Origin of the sequence: Telluria antibiotica, from assembly GCF_011682055.1 — a bacterium.
Lineage (GTDB): Bacteria > Pseudomonadota > Gammaproteobacteria > Burkholderiales > Burkholderiaceae_D > Telluria > Telluria antibiotica.
Genome location: NZ_JAAQOM010000009.1, coordinates 276,358 through 299,077, shown reverse-complemented (window position 1 = coordinate 299,077; position 22,720 = coordinate 276,358). Strand labels below are relative to the sequence as shown.

25 protein-coding genes and 1 tRNA gene are annotated in these 22,720 nt (G+C 65.7%); 10 read left to right on the top strand and 16 right to left on the bottom strand.

The window, feature by feature from the left end; all coding sequences use genetic code 11:
- Nucleotides 1-114 precede the first annotated feature (114 nt).
- The 5 genes from rplT to HAV22_RS16605 form a co-directional block, all read right to left on the bottom strand.
- Entirely contained in the window at nt 115-474 is a 360-nt protein-coding gene (gene rplT / locus HAV22_RS16625; protein WP_056135339.1) for a 50S ribosomal protein L20, read from the bottom strand.
- Nucleotides 475-494: 20 nt separating this feature from the next.
- Nucleotides 495-692, bottom strand: coding sequence for a 50S ribosomal protein L35 (gene rpmI / locus HAV22_RS16620; RefSeq protein ID WP_056135342.1), 198 nt, complete (start codon nt 690-692; stop codon nt 495-497).
- A 389-nt stretch (nt 693-1,081) separates the two neighbouring features.
- On the bottom strand, nt 1,082-1,633 hold the full coding sequence (infC, locus tag HAV22_RS16615; protein WP_371869668.1) for a translation initiation factor IF-3: 552 nt from the start codon (nt 1,631-1,633) through the stop codon (nt 1,082-1,084).
- 26 nt (nt 1,634-1,659) lie between these two features.
- On the bottom strand, nt 1,660-3,570 hold the full coding sequence (gene thrS / locus HAV22_RS16610; protein ID WP_166860425.1) for a threonine--tRNA ligase: 1,911 nt from the start codon (nt 3,568-3,570) through the stop codon (nt 1,660-1,662).
- Nucleotides 3,571-3,832: 262 nt separating this feature from the next.
- Nucleotides 3,833-3,909 (bottom strand) — tRNA-Val (locus HAV22_RS16605).
- Between the two features lie 81 nt (nt 3,910-3,990).
- On the opposite strand from HAV22_RS16605, the gene HAV22_RS16600 reads away from it, so the two are divergent.
- Both HAV22_RS16600 and HAV22_RS16595 read left to right on the top strand, forming a co-directional pair.
- A complete protein-coding gene (locus tag HAV22_RS16600) occupies nt 3,991-4,902 on the top strand; it encodes a cation diffusion facilitator family transporter (RefSeq protein ID WP_166860423.1) in 912 nt (303 codons plus the stop codon).
- A gap of 85 nt (nt 4,903-4,987) precedes the next feature.
- Nucleotides 4,988-5,977 (top strand): NAD(P)/FAD-dependent oxidoreductase, encoded by a 990-nt coding sequence (locus HAV22_RS16595; RefSeq protein ID WP_166860421.1) that lies wholly within the window; start codon nt 4,988-4,990, stop codon nt 5,975-5,977.
- A 3-nt stretch (nt 5,978-5,980) separates the two neighbouring features.
- Here the strand turns inward: HAV22_RS16595 and HAV22_RS16590 are convergent, their stop codons facing one another.
- From HAV22_RS16590 to HAV22_RS16565, 6 genes are all read right to left on the bottom strand, one after another.
- Nucleotides 5,981-6,622 (bottom strand): hypothetical protein, encoded by a 642-nt coding sequence (locus HAV22_RS16590; protein WP_166860419.1) that lies wholly within the window; start codon nt 6,620-6,622, stop codon nt 5,981-5,983.
- Complete coding sequence (locus HAV22_RS16585; protein WP_166860417.1) at nt 6,619-7,554, bottom strand: MlaD family protein; 936 nt, start codon at nt 7,552-7,554, stop codon at nt 6,619-6,621. Before HAV22_RS16585 ends, HAV22_RS16590 begins: the two co-directional genes overlap by 4 nt.
- A gap of 3 nt (nt 7,555-7,557) precedes the next feature.
- Complete coding sequence (locus tag HAV22_RS16580; protein WP_229421273.1) at nt 7,558-8,364, bottom strand: ABC transporter permease; 807 nt, start codon at nt 8,362-8,364, stop codon at nt 7,558-7,560.
- A 113-nt stretch (nt 8,365-8,477) separates the two neighbouring features.
- Nucleotides 8,478-10,718 carry a RelA/SpoT family protein gene (locus HAV22_RS16575; RefSeq protein ID WP_166860415.1) on the bottom strand — a complete coding sequence of 747 codons (2,241 nt, stop codon included), beginning with the start codon at nt 10,716-10,718 and terminating at the stop codon, nt 8,478-8,480.
- A 9-nt stretch (nt 10,719-10,727) separates the two neighbouring features.
- Nucleotides 10,728-11,078 carry a RidA family protein gene (locus tag HAV22_RS16570; RefSeq protein WP_166860414.1) on the bottom strand — a complete coding sequence of 117 codons (351 nt, stop codon included), beginning with the start codon at nt 11,076-11,078 and terminating at the stop codon, nt 10,728-10,730.
- 85 nt (nt 11,079-11,163) lie between these two features.
- A complete protein-coding gene (locus HAV22_RS16565; protein ID WP_166860412.1) occupies nt 11,164-12,042 on the bottom strand; it encodes an alpha/beta fold hydrolase in 879 nt (292 codons plus the stop codon).
- Nucleotides 12,043-12,196: 154 nt separating this feature from the next.
- Here HAV22_RS16565 and HAV22_RS16560 point away from each other — a divergent pair, with 154 nt between their 5' ends.
- The gene (locus HAV22_RS16560) at nt 12,197-12,991 is read left to right on the top strand and encodes a 3-hydroxybutyrate dehydrogenase (RefSeq protein ID WP_166860410.1); all 795 of its coding nucleotides are present in this window, start codon (nt 12,197-12,199) and stop codon (nt 12,989-12,991) included.
- Nucleotides 12,992-13,378, top strand: coding sequence for a hypothetical protein (locus HAV22_RS16555; protein ID WP_166860408.1), 387 nt, complete (start codon nt 12,992-12,994; stop codon nt 13,376-13,378).
- A gap of 10 nt (nt 13,379-13,388) precedes the next feature.
- On the opposite strand, the gene HAV22_RS16550 is transcribed toward HAV22_RS16555, so the two are convergent.
- Nucleotides 13,389-13,961 (bottom strand): hypothetical protein, encoded by a 573-nt coding sequence (locus HAV22_RS16550; RefSeq protein WP_166860406.1) that lies wholly within the window; start codon nt 13,959-13,961, stop codon nt 13,389-13,391.
- Nucleotides 13,962-14,073: 112 nt separating this feature from the next.
- Between HAV22_RS16550 and HAV22_RS16545 the strand changes: the two genes are divergently transcribed.
- The gene (locus HAV22_RS16545) at nt 14,074-15,363 is read left to right on the top strand and encodes a metal-dependent hydrolase family protein (RefSeq protein WP_166860404.1); all 1,290 of its coding nucleotides are present in this window, start codon (nt 14,074-14,076) and stop codon (nt 15,361-15,363) included.
- A 134-nt stretch (nt 15,364-15,497) separates the two neighbouring features.
- On the top strand, nt 15,498-16,799 hold the full coding sequence (locus HAV22_RS16540; protein WP_166860403.1) for a dicarboxylate/amino acid:cation symporter: 1,302 nt from the start codon (nt 15,498-15,500) through the stop codon (nt 16,797-16,799).
- Nucleotides 16,800-16,886: 87 nt separating this feature from the next.
- On the opposite strand, the gene HAV22_RS16535 is transcribed toward HAV22_RS16540, so the two are convergent.
- The gene (locus tag HAV22_RS16535) at nt 16,887-17,639 is read right to left on the bottom strand and encodes an SIMPL domain-containing protein (RefSeq protein ID WP_166860401.1); all 753 of its coding nucleotides are present in this window, start codon (nt 17,637-17,639) and stop codon (nt 16,887-16,889) included.
- A 143-nt stretch (nt 17,640-17,782) separates the two neighbouring features.
- On the opposite strand from HAV22_RS16535, the gene HAV22_RS16530 reads away from it, so the two are divergent.
- The 3 genes from HAV22_RS16530 to HAV22_RS16520 all read left to right on the top strand — a co-directional run bounded on the left by HAV22_RS16530 (nt 17,783) and on the right by HAV22_RS16520 (nt 20,069).
- Nucleotides 17,783-18,169: a BlaI/MecI/CopY family transcriptional regulator gene (locus tag HAV22_RS16530; RefSeq protein ID WP_166860400.1), complete on the top strand. Its 387-nt coding sequence runs from the start codon at nt 17,783-17,785 to the stop codon at nt 18,167-18,169.
- Nucleotides 18,166-19,575 carry a M56 family metallopeptidase gene (locus HAV22_RS16525; protein WP_166860398.1) on the top strand — a complete coding sequence of 470 codons (1,410 nt, stop codon included), beginning with the start codon at nt 18,166-18,168 and terminating at the stop codon, nt 19,573-19,575. Before HAV22_RS16530 ends, HAV22_RS16525 begins: the two co-directional genes overlap by 4 nt.
- 134 nt (nt 19,576-19,709) lie before the next feature.
- Nucleotides 19,710-20,069, top strand: a complete 360-nt coding sequence (locus HAV22_RS16520) for an energy transducer TonB (protein ID WP_166860396.1) — start codon at nt 19,710-19,712, stop codon at nt 20,067-20,069.
- 42 nt (nt 20,070-20,111) lie between these two features.
- Here the strand turns inward: HAV22_RS16520 and HAV22_RS16515 are convergent, their stop codons facing one another.
- Both HAV22_RS16515 and HAV22_RS16510 read right to left on the bottom strand, forming a co-directional pair.
- A complete protein-coding gene (locus HAV22_RS16515) occupies nt 20,112-20,762 on the bottom strand; it encodes a 3-oxoacid CoA-transferase subunit B (protein ID WP_166860394.1) in 651 nt (216 codons plus the stop codon).
- Between the two features lie 16 nt (nt 20,763-20,778).
- The gene (locus HAV22_RS16510; RefSeq protein WP_166860393.1) at nt 20,779-21,477 is read right to left on the bottom strand and encodes a CoA transferase subunit A; all 699 of its coding nucleotides are present in this window, start codon (nt 21,475-21,477) and stop codon (nt 20,779-20,781) included.
- Nucleotides 21,478-21,636: 159 nt separating this feature from the next.
- On the opposite strand from HAV22_RS16510, the gene HAV22_RS16505 reads away from it, so the two are divergent.
- The gene (locus HAV22_RS16505) at nt 21,637-22,197 is read left to right on the top strand and encodes a PAS and helix-turn-helix domain-containing protein (RefSeq protein WP_166860391.1); all 561 of its coding nucleotides are present in this window, start codon (nt 21,637-21,639) and stop codon (nt 22,195-22,197) included.
- A gap of 52 nt (nt 22,198-22,249) precedes the next feature.
- On the opposite strand, the gene HAV22_RS16500 is transcribed toward HAV22_RS16505, so the two are convergent.
- Nucleotides 22,250-22,669: an acyl-CoA thioesterase gene (locus tag HAV22_RS16500; protein ID WP_166860389.1), complete on the bottom strand. Its 420-nt coding sequence runs from the start codon at nt 22,667-22,669 to the stop codon at nt 22,250-22,252.
- Between the last annotated feature and the right edge of the window lie 51 nt (nt 22,670-22,720).

Here is a 22,720-nt window from a genome sequence, read left to right as displayed (position 1 = left end):
ATGGCGGGAGGGCCAGAAACAAAAACAGGGCATCGGTCGTGAAACCTTTGCCCCGTCCTTTGCGCACCGGCCACCCTGCGGCGGCGCGATGCTGGTATTGCGTTCGCTGTCTGATTAAGCAGCCAGCTTTGCCTTGACGGTGTTCACGATAGCGGCAAAAGCCGGCTTGTCGTTGACAGCCATGTCGGCCAGGACTTTACGGTCCAGTTCAATCGCGGCTTTCTTCAGGCCGTTCATGAATGCGCTGTAGGTCATGCCGTGCGAACGCGAAGCTGCGTTGATACGGGTGATCCACAGTGCGCGGAAAACGCGCTTCTTGTTGCGGCGGTCGCGGTATGCGTACTGGCCGGCGCGCATGACTGCTTGCTTGGCAATACGGAATACTTTGCTGCGGCGGCCACGATAACCTTTGGCAAGCGCAAGAACCTTCTTGTGACGGGCACGTGCAGTAACCCCACGTTTTACTCGAGGCATATTAGCTCCTTAGTGTGAGATTAAGCAGACGGCATCATGCGGTAGACGCTTTGGACGTCGGACGCATTGATGTTGCGGGTGCCACGCAGCTGGCGCTTGTTCTTGGTGGTCTTCTTGGTCAGGATGTGACGCTTGAACGCCATACCCGATTTGACGGTACCACCCGGGCGCACGCGAAAACGCTTTTTCGCGGAGCTTTTGGTTTTCATTTTCGGCATAGTCTTCTGCCCTCTTACGGGCAGCCTCATATGTGACAGGATTGCAGGTGGCAGCAACGCTGCTCTTGAATGCCTACTTTCACTTGTCTCTGCAGCGGATGCGGGTCCACTACAGTGTTGCATTCCCGTTCTTGCGAACATGGGAACCGCAGATTCTAGCACAGTTTTACATTGATGCGCATCCATATCGTAGGGTGGGCACCCCTGTGCCCACGCGTGACGTTGGCGTCACGTCGGCGTCCGCGTGGGCACGGGGTGCCCACCCTACATATCCACCGCACTTGAAAGCGAAATAGACCAGGCCCGGGCCGCGGGACGAACCCGGGGCCCGGGCCCGGCCCGGCTTTGACGGTCACTGCGAGATCGAATCCGCGTGAAGCAAAAAAGAATTATTTCTTCTTCTTCGGCGCGACCACCATGATCATCTGGCGGCCTTCCAGTTTCGGGAACTGCTCGACCTGACCATACGGCTCGAGGTCGCCGCGCAGGCGCTCCAGCATGCGCGCACCGATGTCCTGGTGGGCCATCTCACGGCCGCGGAAGCGCAGCGTGATCTTGGTCTTGTCGCCCTCTTCCAGGAACTTGATCAGGTTACGCAGCTTGATGCTGTAGTCACCCTCGTCCGTACCCGGACGGAACTTGATTTCCTTGACCTGGATGATCTTCTGCTTCAGCTTCGCTTCGTGCGCCTTCTTCTGCTCCGAATACTTGAACTTGCCGTAGTCCATCAGACGGCAGACCGGAGGAACCGCGTTCGGCGCGATTTCCACAAGGTCCACGTTCGCTTCTTCGGCCAGACGAAACGCCTCGGCCAGGCTCACAATGCCCAGCGGCTCGTTGTCTATCCCGTTCAGACGCATTTCCGGATAGTTGATTTCGCCATTGATGCGATGTCCCGACTTGTCAGTAGCTATGTTGTTTCCTTTGAAAGTAAGATGGATAGTGCCGTCTCAAGGCGCTTGCTTGATTACTTCGCCTTGGATGCTACCTCGCCTTGGAGGCGTTCCAGCAGCGCATCGACCGACATGACGCCAAGGTCGATATTGCCACGGGCGCGAACGGCCACAGTGTTGGCATCCCGCTCTTTATCACCGACAACTAGGATGTACGGCAGTTTTTGGACGGAATGCTCGCGAATTTTATAGGTAATCTTCTCGTTCCGCAAATCAGCGTGAACACGGAGTCCCGCTGCCTTCAGCTTCGCCTCCACTTGTTTGACGTAGTCGGCCTGCGCTTCCGAGATGTTCAGGATTGCAACCTGGACCGGCGCCAGCCACAGCGGCAGCGCGCCCGCGTAGTTCTCGATCAGGATGCCGATGAAGCGTTCCATCGAGCCCACGATCGCGCGGTGCAGCATCACGGGCACCTTGCGGCTGTTGTCTTCCGCGACATATTCCGCGCCCAGGCGGCCCGGCATCGAGAAGTCGACCTGCATCGTGCCGACCTGCCACGGACGGCCGAGGCTGTCCTTCAGGTGGTATTCGATCTTCGGACCATAGAACGCGCCCTCGCCCGGCAGTTCGGTCCAGGTCACGCCGCAGCCGCGCAGCGCGGAACGCAGCGCTTCTTCCGCCTGGTCCCACACTTCGTCGGAGCCGATGCGATTCTCTGGACGCAGCGCGATCTTGACGTCGATGTTCGCGAAGCCGAAGTCCTCGTACACCTGCATCGCCTGGGCATGGAACGCGACGACTTCCGGCGCGATCTGCTCTTCCGTGCAGAACACGTGGCCGTCGTCCTGGGTGAAGCCGCGCACGCGCATCAGGCCGTGCAGCGCGCCCGACGATTCGTTGCGGTGGCACTGGCCGAATTCGCCGTAGCGCAGCGGCAGGTCGCGGTACGAACGCAGCCCCGCGTTATAGATCTGCACGTGGCCCGGGCAATTCATCGGCTTCAGCGCATAGGTGCGGTTTTCCGACTCGGTCGTGAACATGTTTTCACGATAGTTGTCCCAGTGACCGGTCTTCTGCCACAGGCTGACGTCGATGATCTGCGGCGCCTTCACTTCGTTGTAGCCGGTGATCTGGTAAGTCTTGCGCATGTACTGTTCGATCTGCTGCCAGATGGTCCAGCCTTTCGGATGCCAGAAGATCAGGCCCGGCGCCTCGTCCTGGAAGTGGAAGAAGTCCAGTTGCTTGCCCAGTTTGCGGTGGTCGCGCTTCTCCGCCTCTTCCAGCATGTGCAGGTATTGCTCCTGGTCTTCCTTCTTCGTCCAGGCGGTGCCGTAGACGCGCTGCAACATCTCATTCTTCGAGTCGCCGCGCCAGTATGCACCTGCGAGCTTCATCAGCTTGAAGACTTTCAGCTTGCCGGTCGACGGCACGTGCGGGCCGCGGCACAGGTCGGTGAACTTGCCTTCGGTGTACAGCGACACGTCTTCGTTTGCCGGGATCGACGCGATGATCTCGGCCTTGTAGTCTTCGCCGATCGACTTGAAGTACGCGACGGCCTCGTCGCGCGGCAGCACCTTGCGGGTGACAGGCTCATCCTTTTTGGCCAGCTCGGCCATCTTCTTCTCGATGGCTTGCAGGTCATCAGGGGTGAACGGGCGCTTGTACGAGAAGTCGTAGTAGAAGCCGTTCTCGATGACGGGACCGATGGTCACTTGCGCTTCCGGGAACAATTCCTTGACGGCATACGCGAGCAGGTGGGCGGTCGAGTGGCGGATGACGTCCAGGCCTTCCGGATCCTTGTCCGTGACGATGGCCAGGTCGGCGTCCTTCTCGATCAGGAACGACGTGTCGACGACCTTGCCGTCGACCTTGCCGGCCAGCGCGGCCTTGGCGAGGCTCGGGGCGATGCTGGACGCCACCTGGGCGACCGTCACCGGACCTTCGAATTGACGGCTCGAGCCGTCCGGGAGGCGAACATTCAACATTGTGTGCTCCATCGGCGCCGTGCGCCCGTTGAGATTGATGAGTCTGAAACTGGAAAGTGATGGACGAAAAAAAACGCGCACCAGGCGCGTTTTCTTCAGTGTCGTCGAGTTGCTGCGAAAGACAAAATGACACCCTACCGCGTCTAGCGATTCCCCCACAACGTCGTTGTAGTTCGCGGTGTCATAACCGTTTATGCCTTTCTCGCTCTTACTGTGACGACAAATGCGGAAAACCGGAGTTCCCCGCACTGTCTTTGGTATCTGGTGGGCGGTGCAGAATTCGAATCTGCGACCCCTTGGATGTCGACCAAGTATTCTAACCAGCTGAACTAACCGCCCGTATGCCGCCATTATAAGGGGATGGATAGTCTTACGCAAGGACGGGTATACTCTCGCTCGTTTCTCTCTTCCAAATCTTTCATGTCCGACCAAGCCGGCTCCTCCGCCCACCTGCACGCCCACCTCGACGGCGACGCCCGCCACGCCCACACGATCGAAGGCCGCAGCCAGAAAGCCCTCGCGATCGCCCTCGGCCTCACGTTGCTCTATGCCGTTGTCGAGGCCGTCAGCGGCTTCATGTCGAATTCGCTCGCGCTGATCTCCGATGCGGGGCACATGGTGACGGACGCCGCCGCCCTCGGCCTCGCGCTGATGGCGCAAGTGATCGCGCGGCGGCCGCCGTCCGCGCGCCACTCGTTCGGCTTCGTGCGCGCGGAAGCGCTCGCCGCCTTCGTCAACAGCCTCGCCATGGTCGTGCTCGTCGGCTGGATCGTGTTCGAGGCCGCCCAGCGCCTCGCCCACCCGGAACACGTGGGCGGCAAGACGGTGCTGATCGTCGCGGCGATCGGCGCCTGCATCAACATCGCCGTCGCCTGGGTACTGTCGCGCGACGAGCAGAGCATCAATACCCGCGCCGCGCTCGTCAACGTGCTGGGCGACTTGCTGGGCTCCATCGCCGCCATCGCCGCGGGCGCCATCATTCATTTCACGGGCTGGGTGCGCATCGACCCCATCCTGTCGCTGTTCGTGTCGGCGCTGATCCTGAAATCGACAGTGAGCGTGCTGCGCGAGTCTTATCATTTCCTGATGGAAGGCGTGCCGCACCACATCGACTACCTGCAGATCGGCGCCGACCTCGCGGCCGTCGCCGGCGTGCGCTCCGTGCACGACCTGCACGTGTGGGACATGTCGCCCGGCGAACCCGCGCTGATCGGCCACCTCGAGATCGACGACCTGAACGCCTGGCCCGACGTGCTGCGCGCCGTAAAAGACATGCTGCTGGCCAAGCACGGCATCGACCACGTCACGCTGCAACCCGAGCCGCACCACTGATCGGACGCGCTGTAAGCCGGCTCCGACCCGCCCTCGGGACACGCGCCGATAGCCCAGCCGGGGCCGCCCTGCGGATAATCGGCCCATGCCTACCCCATCCGACCTCGCCACCGCCCACGTCTTTGACACGCTGATCATCGGCGGCGGCCCGGGCGGCCTCACCGCCGCCATCTACCTGCGCCGCTTCACACGCAACGTCGCCCTCGTCGACAAGGGCAACAGCCGCCTGCGCCTGATCCCCGTCTCGCACAACTACCCCGGCTTTCCGGAAGGCGTGCCGGGCCACATCCTGCTGGGCAACCTCGCGACGCAGTTGCAGCGCTACGGCGGCAGCGTCATGCCGGGCGAGATCGTCGACCTGCGCATCGAGGACGGCCTGTTCGTCGGCGACTATGCGCCCGAAGGCGAGGATGGCATCGTGCAGATCCGCGCCCACACGGTCCTGCTGGCGACGGGCGTCGCCGATTGCGGCCTGCCGATCGAGAACTGGCGCGAAGCGGTCGCGTTCGGATCGGTGCGCCTGTGCCCCGTGTGCGACGGATTCGACGTGATCGACAAGCGCATCGCCGTCGCGACGGCCGACGTCAATCCCGTCGGCCACGCGCTGTTCATGCGCACGTTCAGCGCGGACGTCACGTTGTTCGAACGGGGCTCGCCGTCGATGCTGGGCACGGACGACCGCCACCGGCTGGATGCGGCCGGCGTGCGCGTCGTCGATTCGCCGCTGCTGTCCGTCACCCTGGACGCGTCGATGAAGCCCGTGCTGCACACGGAAGACGGGCAGGACCACGAGGCCGACGTGTTCTATCCGATGCTGGGCGAGACGGCACGCTCGAACCTCGCCGCCAGGCTGGGTGCGCGCACGGCGCAGTGCGACGAGATCGTCGTGGGCGAGCACCAGGACACGACGGTGCCCGGGCTGTACGCGATCGGCGACGTCGTCGTGGGCTTGAACCAGATCGCCGTGGCCACGGGCCAGGCCGCGCGCGCCGCCGTGCGCATCCACAACCAGCTGCCGCCGGCGCTGCGCCCGCCCCGCCCGCACCTGGAGGCGGCGCCGGGCACGAGCGCCTGAGGATCAGCCCTGCCCCGCCAGCGCGATGCGGCGCCGGATGCGCTCCACCGCCGCGTCGTCGCCGGCGGCACGTGCGCGCTGTTCCTGCACGCCCAGCCACGCGAGCAGCGGGCGGCGCCAGCCCTGGCTGGAGGCCGTATCGACGGCCGCCGCGATGTCGGCGGGCGTGATGCGGCCGGCCTTCAGCAGCGCCCCCGCGGCCACGAGCCGGGACAGCGGATCGGCGACGCCGGCCAGCGAGCCGCTCGTGACGACGGCCCGGTGCTGTTCCGGCAGCAGGCTCGTATCCAGCCCCTGCCAGCGGCCGTCCAGGTAGGCGGCATAGGCGCGCTGGCCCGGCGTCGCATCGTTGGCAACCGCCGCGAAGCCCGCGCAGTCGTAGTCGAGCGCCGCCGCGTGCACGCCGCAACGGACCAGTTCCGCCTGGGCGACGACGTCGAACCGTCCCGTGCTCGCGCTCGCGCGGCGGGCGCGCGCGAACTCGGCGTCGGCGGCGGCCGAATCGCCGCGCAGGAAATCGTCCGTGAAGCCGTCCAGGGAGCTTTTCGCATCGCCTTCCCAGGCGGGCGGCTGGGGCTTGCTGGCGCAGGCCGACAACGCGGCGGCCGCGCCGACGACGGCGGCGAGGAATGGTTTCATCATCATGGCAGCTTGATCTCCGTGTCGCGCTTGAACGGCCATTTGCGGTTGATCTCGTCGACGAGGCGGTTCACCTTGCGCAGGCTCGCATCGACCTCGCCGCGCAGCCGGCCCAGGTCGTCCGTGGCGGCGTGCGCGTTCTTGGCGACGGCCTGGGCCTCGGCCAACACGCCGTCGGCCTTCTGCAAGGTGCCGCGCGCGTCCGCCAGCAGGTGGTTCAGTTCGCGGATCGCGCCCTGCGTATCGTCCATCACGCCGTTCTTGCCGAACACGCGCTGGTCCGTCTTCGCGAGCAGCGCGTCGACGCGATGCAACGTCTGCAGCAGCTTTTCCGCCTCGGCGTCGCTACCCAACGCCGTGCCGAGCGCGCCGTAGCGACCCGAGAGGCGGCCGGACAGCGCATCGACGTTGGCCAAGGTGTTGCCGATGTGGGAATCGGGACGGGTCATCGTCTCCAGGTTTTCCAGCAGGGTGCGCGCCGTCGCCAACAGGCGCGGGATCTCCGCCGCCGCATCGCCCCGCAGCACGGGACGCTGGGCGTGATCGGGCAGCGGCGGATCGGTCAGCACGCCGCTGTAGGCGCGCAGCCGCGTCTCGCCGACCACGCTGCTCTCGAGCGTGAACACGCTGGTCGTGCGCAGCCATTTCGCATCGTTCTGCGCGATGTCGACGAAGATGTTGACCTTGCCGTCCTTGCCCAGCGCCACCTGGCGCACGCGCCCGATGGGGAAGCCCGCGAAGCTCATGTCCATGCCCGGGATCACGCCCGAGGAATCGTCGGCGACGAGCACCAGTTCCTGCGTCTTCTCGAACACGCCGCGGGCGTACATCACGTACAGGAAGAAGGCAACGATCAGCGCGCCGATCAGCACGAGCAGGAACAGCGCCTTCGCTTCCACGTGCTTCGGCTCGTCGGGAGGAATATCTTTGTCGTTCATCTTTTAAATGTATTTGACGGCCAGCGAACTGGCCTCGATCAGCAGCAGCACGAACAACAGCCGCAGCGCGCCGGGCTGCACGTTCGTGCGCAGGCGGCGCGGCCGGCGCAGCAGTTCCAGGATGGCGGCGCTGGGGATCACGGCCACGGCGAGCCCGAACAGCACCGTCTTGAACACGAAGCCCAACGTGACCGTCGGGTCGAACACGCGGCCCACGGTGCGCGTGTAGTCGGGCAGGCCCCATGGCGACAGGCCGTACACGTTCAGGTACGCGAGCACGAGGACGATGGTGCTCGACACCATCGCGAGGCTCAGCACGGAAAACGCGTTGGCGATCACCTGCGGCACGAGGTCGCGGCGCAGGCGCCGCAAGGTCTCGGCCGTCGCCTCGCCGGCCGGCACGCCGCTGCGCGCGAGCCCCATCGCGCTCGCGTCGAACGCCATGCCGGCCCGCAGCGCGGCGAACATCGCGGCCGACAGCGGCAGCAGCTCCAGCACGAGTACCCGCACGACCATCTCGAGCGCGTAGCGCGACAGGCCGTAGCTCTGCGCCGTCACCAGCACGATGCGGATGATCACGAGGCTCAGCAGCGCCGTCAAGGTCGTGAACCAGGGCAGCACCTGCCACGTGCTCGCGTAGATGTAGCGCGACGTGGCGAGGCGGTTGGCGCGGTGGTACGTCGAGGGCGTCAGCGCCATCACGAGCGCGACGGCGCCCAGGTGCAGCATGGCCCACCAGCTGGCGGCGTAGCGCGCGGCCAGGACGCCCCACAGGCGCGGTTTCACGTACAAGAGGGAGGTAATGGGCATGTTTACATCATACCGTGGTCGAACATGCCGGCCTTGGCGTAGGGTGGGCACCCCGTGCCCACGCGTGACGTTCGCGTCGCGCCGGCGTTCGCGTGGGCACAGGGGTGCCCACCCTACGTTCTCCTGGCCTCTTGCACACCTTTGACTTCGCCGATCGCCGCGAGCGCCTTCTGCAACTGGCCCGTCGAACTGATCTCTGCCGTGAACACCATCTTCGCCGCGCCCTTGCTGCTCTGCGTATTCACGCCGATCACGTTGATCTTGGCGATGGCCAGCACTTCCGAGATGTCGCGCAGGAGGCCCTGGCGGTCGCTCGCGAGGATGAAGATATCGACGGGGAAGACCGTTTCCTGGCCCGTCGCGCCCCATTCCGTCTCGAGCACGCGTTCCGGGCTCTTGGCCGCCATCTCGGCGAAGTTCTTGCAGCTCGCGCGGTGGATCGACACGCCCTTGCCGCGCGTGACGAAGCCCACGATCGGATCCGGCGGGGCCGGCTTGCAGCAGCGCGCCAGCTGCGTCATGAGCCCTTCCGTGCCGACGACGAGCACGCCGGATTTGGCGCCCTGCTCCACGCTCGATGCGCGGCTCTTGTTGACGACGGCTTCGTCCGGCACCGCGGCGGCCGGCGCCGCATCGTGCAGCGCCGCTTCCACGTGGCGCAGGCTGAATTTTTCCTTGCCGACGGCGATGAAGAGGTCATCGACCTTCGTGAATCCCAGCTTGTGCGCGAGCGCGTCGAGATTGACGGCCGTCTTGCCTTCGCGTTGCAGCGACTTTTCGACGAGGGCGCGGCCGTGGGCCAGGGTCTCGGCCAGCTCCAGCGCGTGGAACCAGGCGCGGATCTTCGACCGTGTGCGGCTCGACACCGCGTAGCCGGGACTGAGCCAGTCGCGCGACGGCCCCTGGCTGCCGGCCGGGCCCTTCGCCGTGATGACTTCGCACGTCTGGCCGTTCTTCAGCGGCGTGTTCAGCGGCACCATCACACCGTCGACCTTCGCGCCGCGGCAGCGGTGTCCGACCTCGCTGTGCAAGTGGTAGGCGAAGTCGATCGGGGTCGCGCCGACCGGAAGTTCGAGCACGCGCGCCTGCGGCGTCAGCACGAAGATGCGGTCGTCGAGCGTGGTCGACTTCAGCTTCTCGACCCATTCGCGCTGCAGCTCTTCCTGGCCCGTGACGGCGCTCGCAACCTCCGTCTTCCACGCCAGCAGCTGGCGCAGCCACGCGATCTTCTCGTCGTATTCCTGGCTCTTGAAATTCGAGCCGCCTTCTTCCTTGTAGCGCCAGTGCGCGGCGACGCCGTACTCGGCGAAATTGTGCATCTCCTGCGTGCGGATCTGCACTTCCAGCGGCCGCCCGTCCTCGGCCGTCACGACCGTGTGCAGCGACTGGTAACCGTTCGCCTTCGGGCGCGAGATGTAGTCGTCGAATTCCTTCGGGATCGGCGTCCAGATGTTGTGGACGACGCCCAGCACCGTGTAGCAGGTCTTGATGTCGTCGACGATCACGCGGAACGCGCGCACGTCGTACAGTTCGGAGAAATCGAGCTCCTTGCCGCGCATCTTCTTCCAGATGCTGTAGATGTGCTTCGGCCGCCCGAACACTTCGGCCTTGATGCCGGCGGCCGCCAATTCCTTCTGCAGGCGCTCGATCGACGATGCCACGAAGCTCTCGCGCAGCATGCGCTTCTCTTCGAGCATCTTGGCGATGCGTTTATACGTGTCCGGCTCCATCATCCGGAACGACAGGTCTTCCAGTTCCCATTTCAGCTGGAAGATGCCGAGGCGGTTGGCGAGCGGCGCGTACAGGTCCAGCACTTCGCGGCCGTAGTTGCGCGTGACGTCGTCGAAGCGCTTGTGCTCCGCGAAGAAGCGCAACGACGCCACGCAGGACGCGAGACGGATCAGCACGACGCGCATGTCGCTGGCCATCGCCAGCAGCATCTTGCGCAGGGTCTCGACCTGCGCCATGGCCTCCTGGGCCGCATTCTTGCCGCGCCCGACGGGGGCCTGGGCCGCCGTCAGGTCGCGCAGGCGGATCAGCTGGTGCACGCCGCGCACCATGTCCGCCACTTCCTTGCCGAAGCGCTCCTCGAGCGCCTCGGTCACGCCCGGCTCCACGATGGCCAGCTCGAACAGCAAGCCGGCGATGCGGGTCTCGGCATCGCTGGAGAGCAGCGCGAGCGTGCCGGCCACGCCCAGTGAAAACTCGAACGCGCTCTGGCCCGTGCCGGCCGTGCGTTCGCCATACGACACGGCCGCGAAGTCGAGCGCACCCTTTACGCGCGCGCAATCGTCGGGGCCGAGTCCGTGGACCAGTTGGGTGGTGGCGTCGCCGAGCGCGACAATCGATACCATCGCGCTGCGTTACGCCTGGGCGGCCACGACGACGATTTCGACGAGGCAGGCCGGATCGGCCAGCTTGGCTTCGACGGTGGCGCGCGGCGGCGTCGCGCCCGGCACGACCCACGTATCCCATACCGTGTTCATCGCCGGGAAGTTGGCCATGTCGGTGATGAAGATCTGCGTCGACAGGATGCGGGTCTTGTCGCTGCCGGCTTCCGCCAGCAGGCGGTCGATGTGACCCAGCACTTCGCGCGTCTGGCCGACGATGTCCGCCTTGTTGTCGCTGGCGATCTGGCCGGCGAGGTACACGGTACCGTTGTGGATGGTGACTTCGGACAGTCGTTTGCCTACGTGCAGTCGTTTGATTTCCATGCTTTTCTCTATCGCTTGATAAGTCGTAAAACCAGGCCTTGCGGCCGCTTCGCCCGGCCGTGGAGCCGAACACCTCCGGCTTGCTTCAGCCGGTCAAAAATTCCCGCGCGAGCGCGATCTGGGCCGGCTGCACGAACGTGGGCGCATGGCCCACGCCCGCGATCTCCGCCAGCGTCGGCCGCGGTCCGCGCCGCGCCATCTCTTCCGCCGTCGCGCGCGACAGCAGGTCGGACTGTTCCCCGCGCACGAGCAGGGTCGGGCAACGGATCGCATCGTAGGCGGCCCACAGGCGTTCCTGGTCGCGCGCCGCCTGTCCCGGCGTCAGCGCCTTGAACGGCGCCGCCAGGTTGAGGTCGTAGTGGAGCACCCAGTGGCCGTCGGGCTGCTGCACGAGCACGTCGCGCGCGAGCTTGTCCCACTCCGCATCGCTGTGCGGGCCGAACGGCGCGGAGACCATCCGCACGTACGTGACGCCGTCGTCGAACGTCTTGAAGCGGATCTCCTGGCCGATGTAGTCGCCGATGCGCGCCATCGCTGCCGGGTCGAGCACGGGCCCGATATCGTTGATCACCATGCGGCGGATGGGGCTGCCTTCCAGCGATGCGAGTGCGATGCCGATCAGGCCGCCCATCGACGTGCCGAACCAGTGGACGCCCTCGTCGTCGCCGTTCGCCGTGACGCGCGCGACCAGGGTCACCATGTCGGCCACGTATTGCGGGATGACGTACAGCCCCGGATCGCGCAACCGGTCGGAGCGGCCGCGGCCCACGACGTCGGGACAGACGACACGGTAGCGGTCGGACAGCGCCCGCGCCAGCGCGTCGAAGTCGCCGGACACGCGCGTCACGCCGTGCACGCACACGAGCACCCGCGCGTTCGCGGGGTCGCCCCATTCCTTGTACGCCATGCGGTGCAGGCCGGCGGGCGAACTGCACAGCACGGATTTCAGCCTCGGTTCGCTCATTTTCAAAGTTCCGACGATCACCATGCAACCACCGCAAACATCAAGGGTCCGGGCGGGCGCCAACATTTTACCCGTTGGTGCGATTACAATTCTACCAAGTCTCGCCCCGGATTACCCGGGCTCATAGAAAACTGACCACGAGAAAGAGGAACGCATGAAATCCACCATGTTAAGCGGCAAGACTGCACTCGTCACGGGCTCGACGTCGGGCATCGGCCTCGGCATCGCGCGCGCGCTGGCCGAACAAGGCGCCAACATCGTGTTCAACGGCTTCGGCGACGCCCAGCAGATCGAGAAGCTGTACACGGACGTCGGCCAGGAATTCGGCGTGCAGACCGCTTACCACAACGCCGACATGTCGAAGCCCGAGCAGATCGTCGCGATGATGGCATTCGCGGGCGAGAAGTTCGGCGGCGTCGACATCCTCGTCAACAACGCCGGCATCCAGCACGTCGCGAACGTCGAGGATTTCCCCGTCGAGAAATGGGATGCGATCATCGCCATCAACCTCAGCTCCGCGTTCCACACGACCCGCCTCGCGCTGCCCTCGATGAAGCAGAAAAACTGGGGCCGCATCATCAACCTCGCGTCGGCCCACGGCCTCGTCGCATCGGCGCAGAAGTCCGCGTACGTGGCCGCGAAGCACGGCCTCGTCGGGTTCACCAAGTCGACGGCGCTGGAGACGGCGCAGACGGGCGTCACGTGCAACGCGATCTGCCCGGGCTGGGTACTCACGCCGCTCGTGCAGAAGCAGGTCGACGACCGCGCCGCGCGCGACGGCATCAGCAACGAACAGGCGAAGAAAAACCTCCTGCTGGAAAAACAGCCGTCCGGCGAATTCGTCACGCCGGACGAGCTGGGCGCGCTCGCCGTGTTCTTCTGCAGCCCCGCCGCGAACCAGGTGCGCGGCGTCGCGTGGAACATGGACGGCGGCTGGGTCGCACAATAAATGGAAGAAATGGAAGGCGACATCGAGATCCCGGGCCTGCACGACGCTTGCCTGGAGCTCGCCCACGTCGTGCTCGCATCCGGCCAGCCGCAGGTGTCGCGCGACATCCTGGAAACGCTGGCCGCCCGCTTCGAGCGCGAGGCGGCCGACTTCGCGCTGCTCGTCGCGAACGCCGGCCGCGACACGGCGCTGCTCGCGCGCGCCGTGCACTACCTCGTCGACGCCCACGCGCTGCCGCTGATGGGCACCGACATGGAATGGTTCCGCCAGGCCCTCGCCTGCCTCGTCGAGCTGGCCGTACCCGGCATCGCGCTGTCGGCCAACGGTGCCGCGTTCCTGCACGACGTGGAAACGGGCATCGCGCAGGCGCTGCAGGACCTCGAATGAACGCGGGCGATCAGGGCGCCGTGTGGGGCTCGGTCGCGTGCAGGTCGTCGATCGCCTTGTTGTACTCCCGCGATGCCTTGAGGCGGTCCAGGTAGCGGATCGTGCGGCGCTTGTCCATGCCGATGGCGTATTCGAGAGCGCCGCGCACGCCGCAATATGCCCGGCAGCTTGCGGGCGCGTCGGGTGTGGCGCGGTCCGTGAGCGTCAGCTTGCCGTGCTCCGCGCTCACTTTCAGTGCGCATGGCGGCGCGTCCGGCAGCGGCGACGGCGCGGGATCGTGGTACACGAACGCGCCGTGTTCATAACGGGCCATTCCGGCGATATCGCACATGTGCCCGTTGTAAAAATCGAGGTGGGCGCGCACGTACACGTGGTCGGCGTCGTACGGCACGATCTCGACGACGTTCTCGGCCTGGTACGGCACGTCGGCCTCGCCGGGGGCCTTGCCGGGCGTAATCGTCGCGCTCACGAAGCGTTCCTTGTACACACCGGCCATCTGTTCCATGAGTCGCGCGGGTTCCTGCGCGGAGGCGGCACACGCGCCCGATGCCGCCAGCAGCAGGACGAGAAATCGCAGGGTCATCGGTCGCTCCTTTTGTCGGGATGACGGGCAATGATAGAACATCCGACCGCCGCGCGGCTCGCCTGCTCGGCTATGATCGCCTCTTGATCGACACGACAAGAAAGGACGAACGATGCGCCTCCGCACGAGACCCCTCATCGCCGCACTGGCCCTGCTGGTCGGCACGCTGCCCGGCGCACGCGCTGCCGACGCGCGCCCCGTCCTGCTGACACCCGACCGCGTCTGGACGGGCGACGGCGCCTCGCACGGCGGCTGGAGCGTGCTCGTGGCGCAAGGCCGCATCCAGGCCGCGGGGCCGACCGGCACCTTGGCCGTCCCCGCCGACGTCGACCGCATCGACCTGCCCGGCAAGACCTTGATCCCGGGCTTGATCGACCTGCACTCGCACGTCCTGCTACACCCTTATAACGAAACGACGTGGGACGACCAGGTGCTGAAGGAAGCGCCCGCGTACCGCATCGCGCTCGCCGTGCGCCACGCGGCCGACACGCTGCAGGCCGGCTTCACGACGTTGCGCGACCTCGGCACGGAAGGCGCGGGGTATGCCGACGTCGGCATCAAGCGCGCGATCGACGAGGGACAAGTGCCGGGCCCGCGCCTGCTCGTCGCCACGCGCGCCATCGTCGCGACCGCGAGCTATGGTCCGGCCGAGCGCTCGTACCGGCCCGACATGGACATTCCGTACGGCGCCCGGCAGGCGACGGGTGTCGACGAAGCGACGAAGGCCGTGCGCGAACAGGCGTCGCACGGGGCCGACTGGATCAAGTTCTACGCCGACTACCGCACGGGCCCGGACGGCGGCACGCGGCCCACGTTCACGCTCGACGAGATGAAGGCGATCGTCGCCGCGGCACACACGAGCGGGCGCAAGGTGGCGGCGCATGCCAGCAGCGACGACGCGATCCGGCTGGCCGTGCTGGCCGGCGTCGATACCGTCGAGCACGGCTACGGCGCCAGCGAAGCGACGTTCCGCCTGATGTTGGAACACAAAACGGCGTACGTCCCCACATTGACGGCGCCGGAAGCCATCGGCGAATACTTCCAGCACCACGTGCGCGGCGGTACGCCCACGCCCGCGATGCAGCAGGCCGAACGGGCGTTTCGCCTCGCGCGCCGGCTCGGCGTGACGATCGGCAACGGCAGCGACGTCGGCGTGTTCGCGCACGGCACGAACGAACGCGAACTGGAGTGGATGGTGCGTTTGGGCATGACCCCGACGGAGGCATTGCGCGCGGCCACGATCGTCGCCGCGGGCATCCTCGACCGCCAGGACCTCGGGGCGATCCAGGGCGGCATGCTGGCGGACGTGGTGGCCGTGGACGGCGACCCGACGTCCGACATCGCCGCGCTGCGCAAGGTCGTGTTCGTCATGAAGGGCGGCACGGTCTACCGCCGGCCCTAGGTTGATCGGCGGGCCGGATTATTCAGCAAACCCAGGTGTTGGTATCAGGCACGGCGTTGCGGTTTTCCACAATAGCCCGTGCAGATATTTTGCGTGATGATGACCGTGTTACTAATAACGCATGAAGCCTAGCCATGAAAAAACCATTCTATAAAGTCCTTTATGTCCAGGTATTGTTTGCGATTATCGTGGGCGTCCTGCTGGGCATCTACGATCCGGGCATCGCAACGGCGATGAAGCCTTTGGGAGACGGCTTCGTCAAACTGATCAAGATGATCATCGCCCCGGTGATCTTCTGTACCGTCGTCGCCGGTATCGCCGGCATGCAGGACATGAAAAAGGTCGGCCGCGTCGGCGGCAAGGCCCTGATCTACTTCGAGATCGTCTCGACGTTCGCCCTGGCCATCGGCCTGATCGTCGCCAACCTCATCAAGCCGGGCGCCGGCTTCAACGTCAACGCCGCCACGCTGGACACGCACTCGATCGCCCAGTACACGGACAAGACCAAGTCGCTGACCACCGTCGACTTCCTCATGAACATCATCCCGAACACGTTCGTGGATGCGTTCGCCAAAGGGGAAATCCTGCAGGTGCTGCTGATCGCGATCCTGTTCGGCTTCTCGCTGTCGATGCTGGGTGAACGCGGCCGTCCACTGACGCGCTTCATCGACGACATGTCGCACGCCATCTTCGGCGTCGTGAACATCATCATGAAGGCGGCCCCGATCGGCGCCTTCGGCGCCATGGCCTTCACCATCGGCAAATACGGCGTCAAGTCGCTGATCCCGCTGGCCTCGCTCGTCGGTTCGTTCTACCTGACCTGCTTCCTGTTCGTCGTCATCGTGCTGGGCCTCATCGCCCGCATGACCGGCTTCTCGATCTTCCGCTACCTCGCCTACATCAAGGAAGAGCTGCTGATCGTGCTGGGCACGAGCTCGTCGGAAAGCGCCCTGCCCGCGCTGATGCGCAAGCTGGAAAAGATGGGTTGCCCGAAATCCGTCGTGGGCCTCGTCGTGCCGACCGGCTACTCGTTCAACCTGGACGGCACCAACATCTACATGACGATGGCCGCCCTGTTCGTCGCCCAGGCCACGAACACCGAACTGACCCTGACGCAGGAACTCACGATCCTGGGCGTGGCGATGCTGACGTCGAAAGGCGCTTCGGGCATCACCGGTGCCGGCTTCATCACCCTCGCCGCCACCTTGGCCGTCGTGCCGACGATCCCGGTTGCGGGCATGACGCTGATCCTCGGTATCGACAAGTTCATGAGCGAATGCCGCGCCCTCACCAACATCATCGGCAACGGCGTCGCAACGGTCGTCGTGTCGAAATGGGAAGGCGAACTGGACCAGGCACGCCTGACCGCCGAACTGAAGAATCCGAGCCCGGACGACGGCACTTCCGAACTGCATCCGGTCCGCGAAGCCGCGTAAGTCACGCGACCAGAACGATTCCTCGTTCAGACGCCGGGTTCGCCCGGCGTTTTTTTTGCGCCTGCGCTGCCTCAACCGGGCATGCTGTCAGCGGGTGCGCCGCGGCAGGTTTTCGAGGCGGAAGATCACGTCGACGGGTTGGCGCAGCTTCAAGGCGGGCACTGCCAGCAATTGCTCGCGGTCGACGTCCTGCGCGCGCGCCCGGTCCGCGCCGCCGTCGCGCCGGAACTCGGCGCGTTCCAGGCCCATCGCCGTGCTGAGGTTCTTCAGCGCTTCCGGCGTCGCGCCCATCAGGCCACCGACGCGCCGCCCGCCCGCGGCCGCCATCACGTCCGCCTGGCGGCGGGCGTCCTGGATGGCCTGGGTCACGAGTTCGTCGTGAATCGTATCCATGTCGCTGCGGTCGAAGGCGGACGCGAAGCCGTCGAGATTGGGCTTGCCGAGCAGGCCACCGGCCAGCGCGGCCCAGTTGGCGACGTTGCGCACGTTGATGTGGACGTCGCACCGCAGCTCGTACACCGGCGCGCCGTTCGCCGCCCGCTCCTCCTTGCGGATGCCCTGGCGCACCTCGCGCACGACGACGTCGTCTCCCTCGATGCCGAGCTGCCGGGCCAGGTCGCGCACCTCGCCCACGCGCGCCTCGAGGACGGCGCGGGCCGCGGCCGGGTCGGCATCGGGCACGACGATCTCGAAATCGAGGCTGGCGAGGTCGGGCACGACAGCCTGGAACGAACTTCCCGTGACGTGCACGAACGGGTAATCGGGGACGGACGAGGCGACGGCGCCGCTTGACGCCACCAGGAGAACGAGGGCGGCGGTACGCAGACGGGTTTTCAGCATGGACACTCCCTTTTTGTAGACAATGATGTCTATGCTATGACCGGATGAACCGCTAAAGCAAGCGTCCGTGTGCAAAATAAACTTGTAGACAACTCGATCTAGACGAGTTAGTCTAGGTTTATCGACCACGTTCCGAAGACGCCATGGCCAAATCCCCCACCCCTCCCAAGCCAACGCCCGCCGAACTCGACCTGTTGCAGGTACTGTGGCCGCTCGGCTCGGCCACGGCACGCCGGGCCCACGAGGAAATCGTCAAGGAGCGCCCGGAGGTGACGTATGCGACCGTGCTGCGCCTGATGCAGATCATGCACGGCAAAGGTTTGCTGATCCGCGACGAAAGCGAACGGTCACACGTGTACGCGCCCGCGCATCCGCAGGAATCGCTGCAGACGAATCTGCTGAAGGACCTGATGCAGCGCGCCTTCGCGGGGTCGGCCAAGGCGCTCGTGCTGGCCGCGCTCAAGAGCGGCATCTCGAAAAAGGAACGCGAGGAGATCGAACGACTGCTGAAAGACGGAGACGACCGATGAGCGCCGGGCTCGTCAGCGGGCTGTTGTCGGTCTTGCTGCCGACCAGCCCGCTCGCGCCGCTGCCCTCGCACTTGCCTGATGCGTTGCCTGATGCGTTGACCAGGCTGCTGGCCGCGCTGTCGAATGGCTTCGTGCCCAGCCTCGGATGGGCATTGCTGCACTTCGTGTGGCAAGGCGCGCTGGTCGGGTGTGCGACGGCCGTGCTGCTCGTTGCGCTGCGCAATGCCAAGCCGGAACGCCGCTATGCCGTTGCGTGCCTGGCCCTGCTGCTGTGCGTCGCCTGGCCCGCCGTCAATTTCGTGACGATGCTGCTGGACGACCGCGACGTCGCGACCGCGCGCGCGTTGCCGCTGGCGTCGGCACCGGCGGCCGTGTTGCGCGACGCCGTTGGCCTGCTCGCCTGGCTGCAGCGGCAGCTCGACTGGATCGTGGGCGCGTGGGCGGCCTGCGCCGCCGCGTTCGGGCTGCGCATGGCGCTGGGACTCGTGTGGGTCGGACGCGCGTCGCACGGACGGGCCGCCGCGGCGCACGGCGCTGAGGAACGCGTCTGGCAAACGAGGCTGGCCCGACTTGCCGCCCGCTGCGGCATCGACCGCGACGTGCGCCTGCGCATCGTCGACAGCTTGGCCAGCCCGGTCACGGCCGGCTGCTGGCGCCCGATCGTGCTCGTGCCGGCCGCCCTCGTGACGGGCATGCCGCCGCAATTGCTGGAAGCGCTGCTGGCGCACGAGCTGGGGCATGTCCGCCGCCACGACTACCTCGTCAACCTCGTGCAGACCGTGATCGAGGCCCTGTTGTTCTATCACCCGGCCGTGTGGTGGATCTCGCGGCGCATTCGTCACGAACGCGAGCAGATCGCCGACGATTTCGCCGCCCGCCGGCTGGGCGAACCGCGCCGCCTGGCGCGCGCCTTGTCGGAGCTGGAACGCCTGCAGTTTTCCAGCCACCACCTGGCGCAGGCCGCGGCGGGCGGCGACCTGATGGCGCGCATTCGCCGCCTCGTCCGGCCCGATCCGCAGGCGCTGGACTGGCGCGCCGCGATTCCCGTGCTCGGCCTCGTCCTGGCGTGCGCGGCGAGCGCCCACGTGCTGGCGACGCGCGACTCCCCTGCCGTCAGGACGGCCGGCCTGACGCGTTCCGCGGTCGCGGACTTCTCGAGCTGCAGCAAACCGCACTACCCGCAGGCCGACATTGCGGCCAGCCACGAGGGCACGGTCACGTTGAATTTCCGCGTCGACGCCTCCGGCCTCGTCACGGACTCGACCATCCTGCAGTCCAGCGGTTACGCCAGCATGGACGAGGCGGCCCGCGCCGCCCTGCACCGCTGCCGGTTCGCGCCGGCGCTGCGCAACGGCCAGCCCGTCGCGACGTGGCATCCGGTCCAGTACGTCTGGACGCTCGCGTGACGTGACGTCGCCACACTGACTAGCCGGGCGGTCGCGCCCTCATTCATCGACGAAGCATTCGCGCAGGACGGCGCGCGGCGCCCTTACGCCCTGACGAACCGAAGGTCATCGGTTCCCACCACAAGGAGAGCACCATGTCCCGCATCATCCGCACGACCCTGCAATGCCTGTCCCTCGCCCTCGCCTGCACGGCGTCCGCCCATGCGGCACCACAAGGCAGCAGCACCGCAAAGCTCGACTTCACGAGCTGCGCCAAGCCGCAATACCCGCACGCGGACGTACAGGCCGTTCATGAGGGCACGGTCACGCTCGGCTTTCTCGTCGACGAGAACGGCAAGGTCAAGGATTCGAAGGTGAAGGCGTCGAGCGGGTTCCCCACGCTGGACGAAGCCGCGCGCTCGGCGCTGGCACAGTGCAGCTTCCAGCCCGCGCGCCAACACGGCAAGGCGGTGCAGCAATGGGCCAACGTCGATTACGTGTGGAAGCTGCGCTAGCGCAGGAAGGACGGGCGGCACCGCAGCGCCGCCCGGAGGACGTCAAACGCTCGACACGTCCAGTTCGGCCGACGTCGCAGCCACGACCTCGTCCTTGGTGACACCCGGCGCCAGCTCCACGAGCTTGAGGCCGCTGTCCGTGACATCGATGACGCCCAGGTCGGTGATGATGCGGTCGACGACGCCGACGCCCGTCAGCGGCAGGTCGCATTTCTTGAGGATCTTGTGGCTGACGGTGCCGTCCTTGCTTGTGGCTACGTGTTCCATCACGACGACGACACGCTTGACGCCGGCCACGAGGTCCATCGCACCGCCCATGCCCTTCACCATCTTGCCCGGGATCATCCAGTTGGCGAGGTCGCCCTTTTCCGACACCTGCATCGCGCCGAGGATTGCCAGGTTGATCTTGCCGCCGCGGATCATGCCGAACGAGTCGGCCGAGCTGAAGTAAGCGGCACCGGGCAGCGCGGTCACGGTCTGCTTGCCGGCGTTGATCAGGTCGGCGTCGACCTCGTCCGCCGTCGGGAACGGGCCGATGCCCAGCAAGCCGTTTTCCGACTGCAGGAACACTTCGATGTCGTTCGGGACGTAGTTCGCCACCAGGGTGGGCAGGCCGATGCCCAGGTTCACGTAGAAACCGTCCTGCAGTTCCTTGGCCGCGCGCGCGGCCATTTCATCACGAGTCCATGCCATGTCTGTCTCCCTGGTCTTATGCTTGACGCACGGTGCGCTGTTCGATGCGCTTTTCCGGCGTCGGGTTGTGAACGATGCGGTGCACGAAGATGCTCGGCGTGTGCACCTGGTCCGGATCGATCTCGCCGATCTCGACCAGCTGCTCGACTTCCACGATGCAGACCTTGCCCGCGGTGGCGACGTTCGGGTTGAAGTTGCGCGCCGTCTTGCGGAACACGAGGTTGCCGGCGCGGTCGGCCTTCCAGGCCTTGACGAGGGAGACGTCCGGCACGAGCGCGCGTTCCATCACGTACATCTCGCCATCGAATTCGCGGGTCTCCTTGCCGTCCGCGACGATGGTGCCATAGCCCGTCTTCGTGAAGAACGCGGGGATGCCGGCACCGCCGGCGCGCAGCTTCTCGGCCAGGGTGCCCTGCGGGGTAAATTCCAGTTCCAGTTCGCCGGCCAGGTACTGGCGTGCGAATTCCTTGTTCTCGCCCACGTACGAAGCGATCATCTTCCTGATCTGGCGCGTCGTGAGCAGCTGGCCGAGACCGAAGTCGTCGACGCCGGCATTGTTCGAGATGGCCGTCAGGTTCTTGACGCCGGAATCGCGCAGCGCGAGGATCAGCGCCTCCGGAATACCGCACAAGCCGAAACCGCCCACGGCGATCGTCTGGCCGTCGGCGACAACCCCTTCCAGCGCGGAGCGCGCATCTGGATACACTTTGTTCATACCCGTCCCTTTAATCGTTAAGCTTCAAGCGTGGATGAGCCGACAGGAGCTCTTTCTGTACAGCAGAGTAGAATTCGAGAATAGAATACGCCCCTCCAAAGCACAATACCGTAGAAATACCGGCTGGCGCCTCGCGCGGGAACAGTCGACCACCATCAAATGAACGCATCATACGCCATCGATTACGAGTTGATTTTCCAGCACGCGCCCGTCGGCATGTGCATCTCGGTGAACCGCGTGATCCAGTCGTGCAACCACGCGCTGGCGGCGATGTTCGGCTACCAGCGCACGCAGCTGGACGGCCAGTCGTTCTCGGTACTGTACCCGACCATGGACGAGTTCCTGCGCACGGGCGACCGCATCATTCCCATCATGAACGCGAAGGGCCGCTACTCGGACGAGCGCATCATGCGACGCGGGAATGGGGAACTGTTCTGGTGCCACGTGACGGGCCGCGCGCTCGACCCCGCCGAGCCGCTGGGCGCCGGCGTGTGGACGTTCGAGGACGTCAGCGAAAAGCGCCCCGTGACTGCCGAGCTCACGCCGCGCGAGCGCGAGATCGCGGCGCTGCTCGTCGAAGGCAAGACGAGCAAGGTGATCGCGCGCGAGACCGATCTGTCGCCGCGCACGGTGGAGATGCACCGGGCCAAACTCATGCGCAAGTTCTCGGCGTCGACGTCGTCGGAACTCGTGCACAAGCTCGTCGGCATGGCACGTTGATGGTGGGCACAGGGTGTCCACCCTACCGCCGTGCCCACCGGACGTTTCACGGTTACGCTGCCGGCAGGATCTCGCGCAAGCGTGCCGGCAACGGCACCGACTTCTCGGCCGCGAAGTCGATCCATACGACCTTGCCGCCACCTTCCGCCGCGACGACGTCGGCCTTGCCCTCGGCATCGACCATCCGGATCTCGTGCGTCACCTCGAAGCTCGAACGGCCCGCGGGACCGGCGAACGTGCGGATCTCGATCTCCCCCGGATACTTCAGCTGCCGGATGAAGGTGCAGTGGGCGGTGACGAGCACCGGTCCTTCATCCTTGATCTCGACGTCGCCCGCCGCGTGCTCGAGGAAGGCGATGCGCCCGCTCTCCATGTACCGGAAATACACCGTGTTGTTCACGTGGCCGAATGCGTCCATGTCGCCCCAGCGGATCGCCTGGCGCATGACGTGAACCTGCTTCTTTTCGCTCATTGCTGCTTGTTTCGATGAATGGGAAATCGTCCCCGCCGCGCGCGGGCGCGG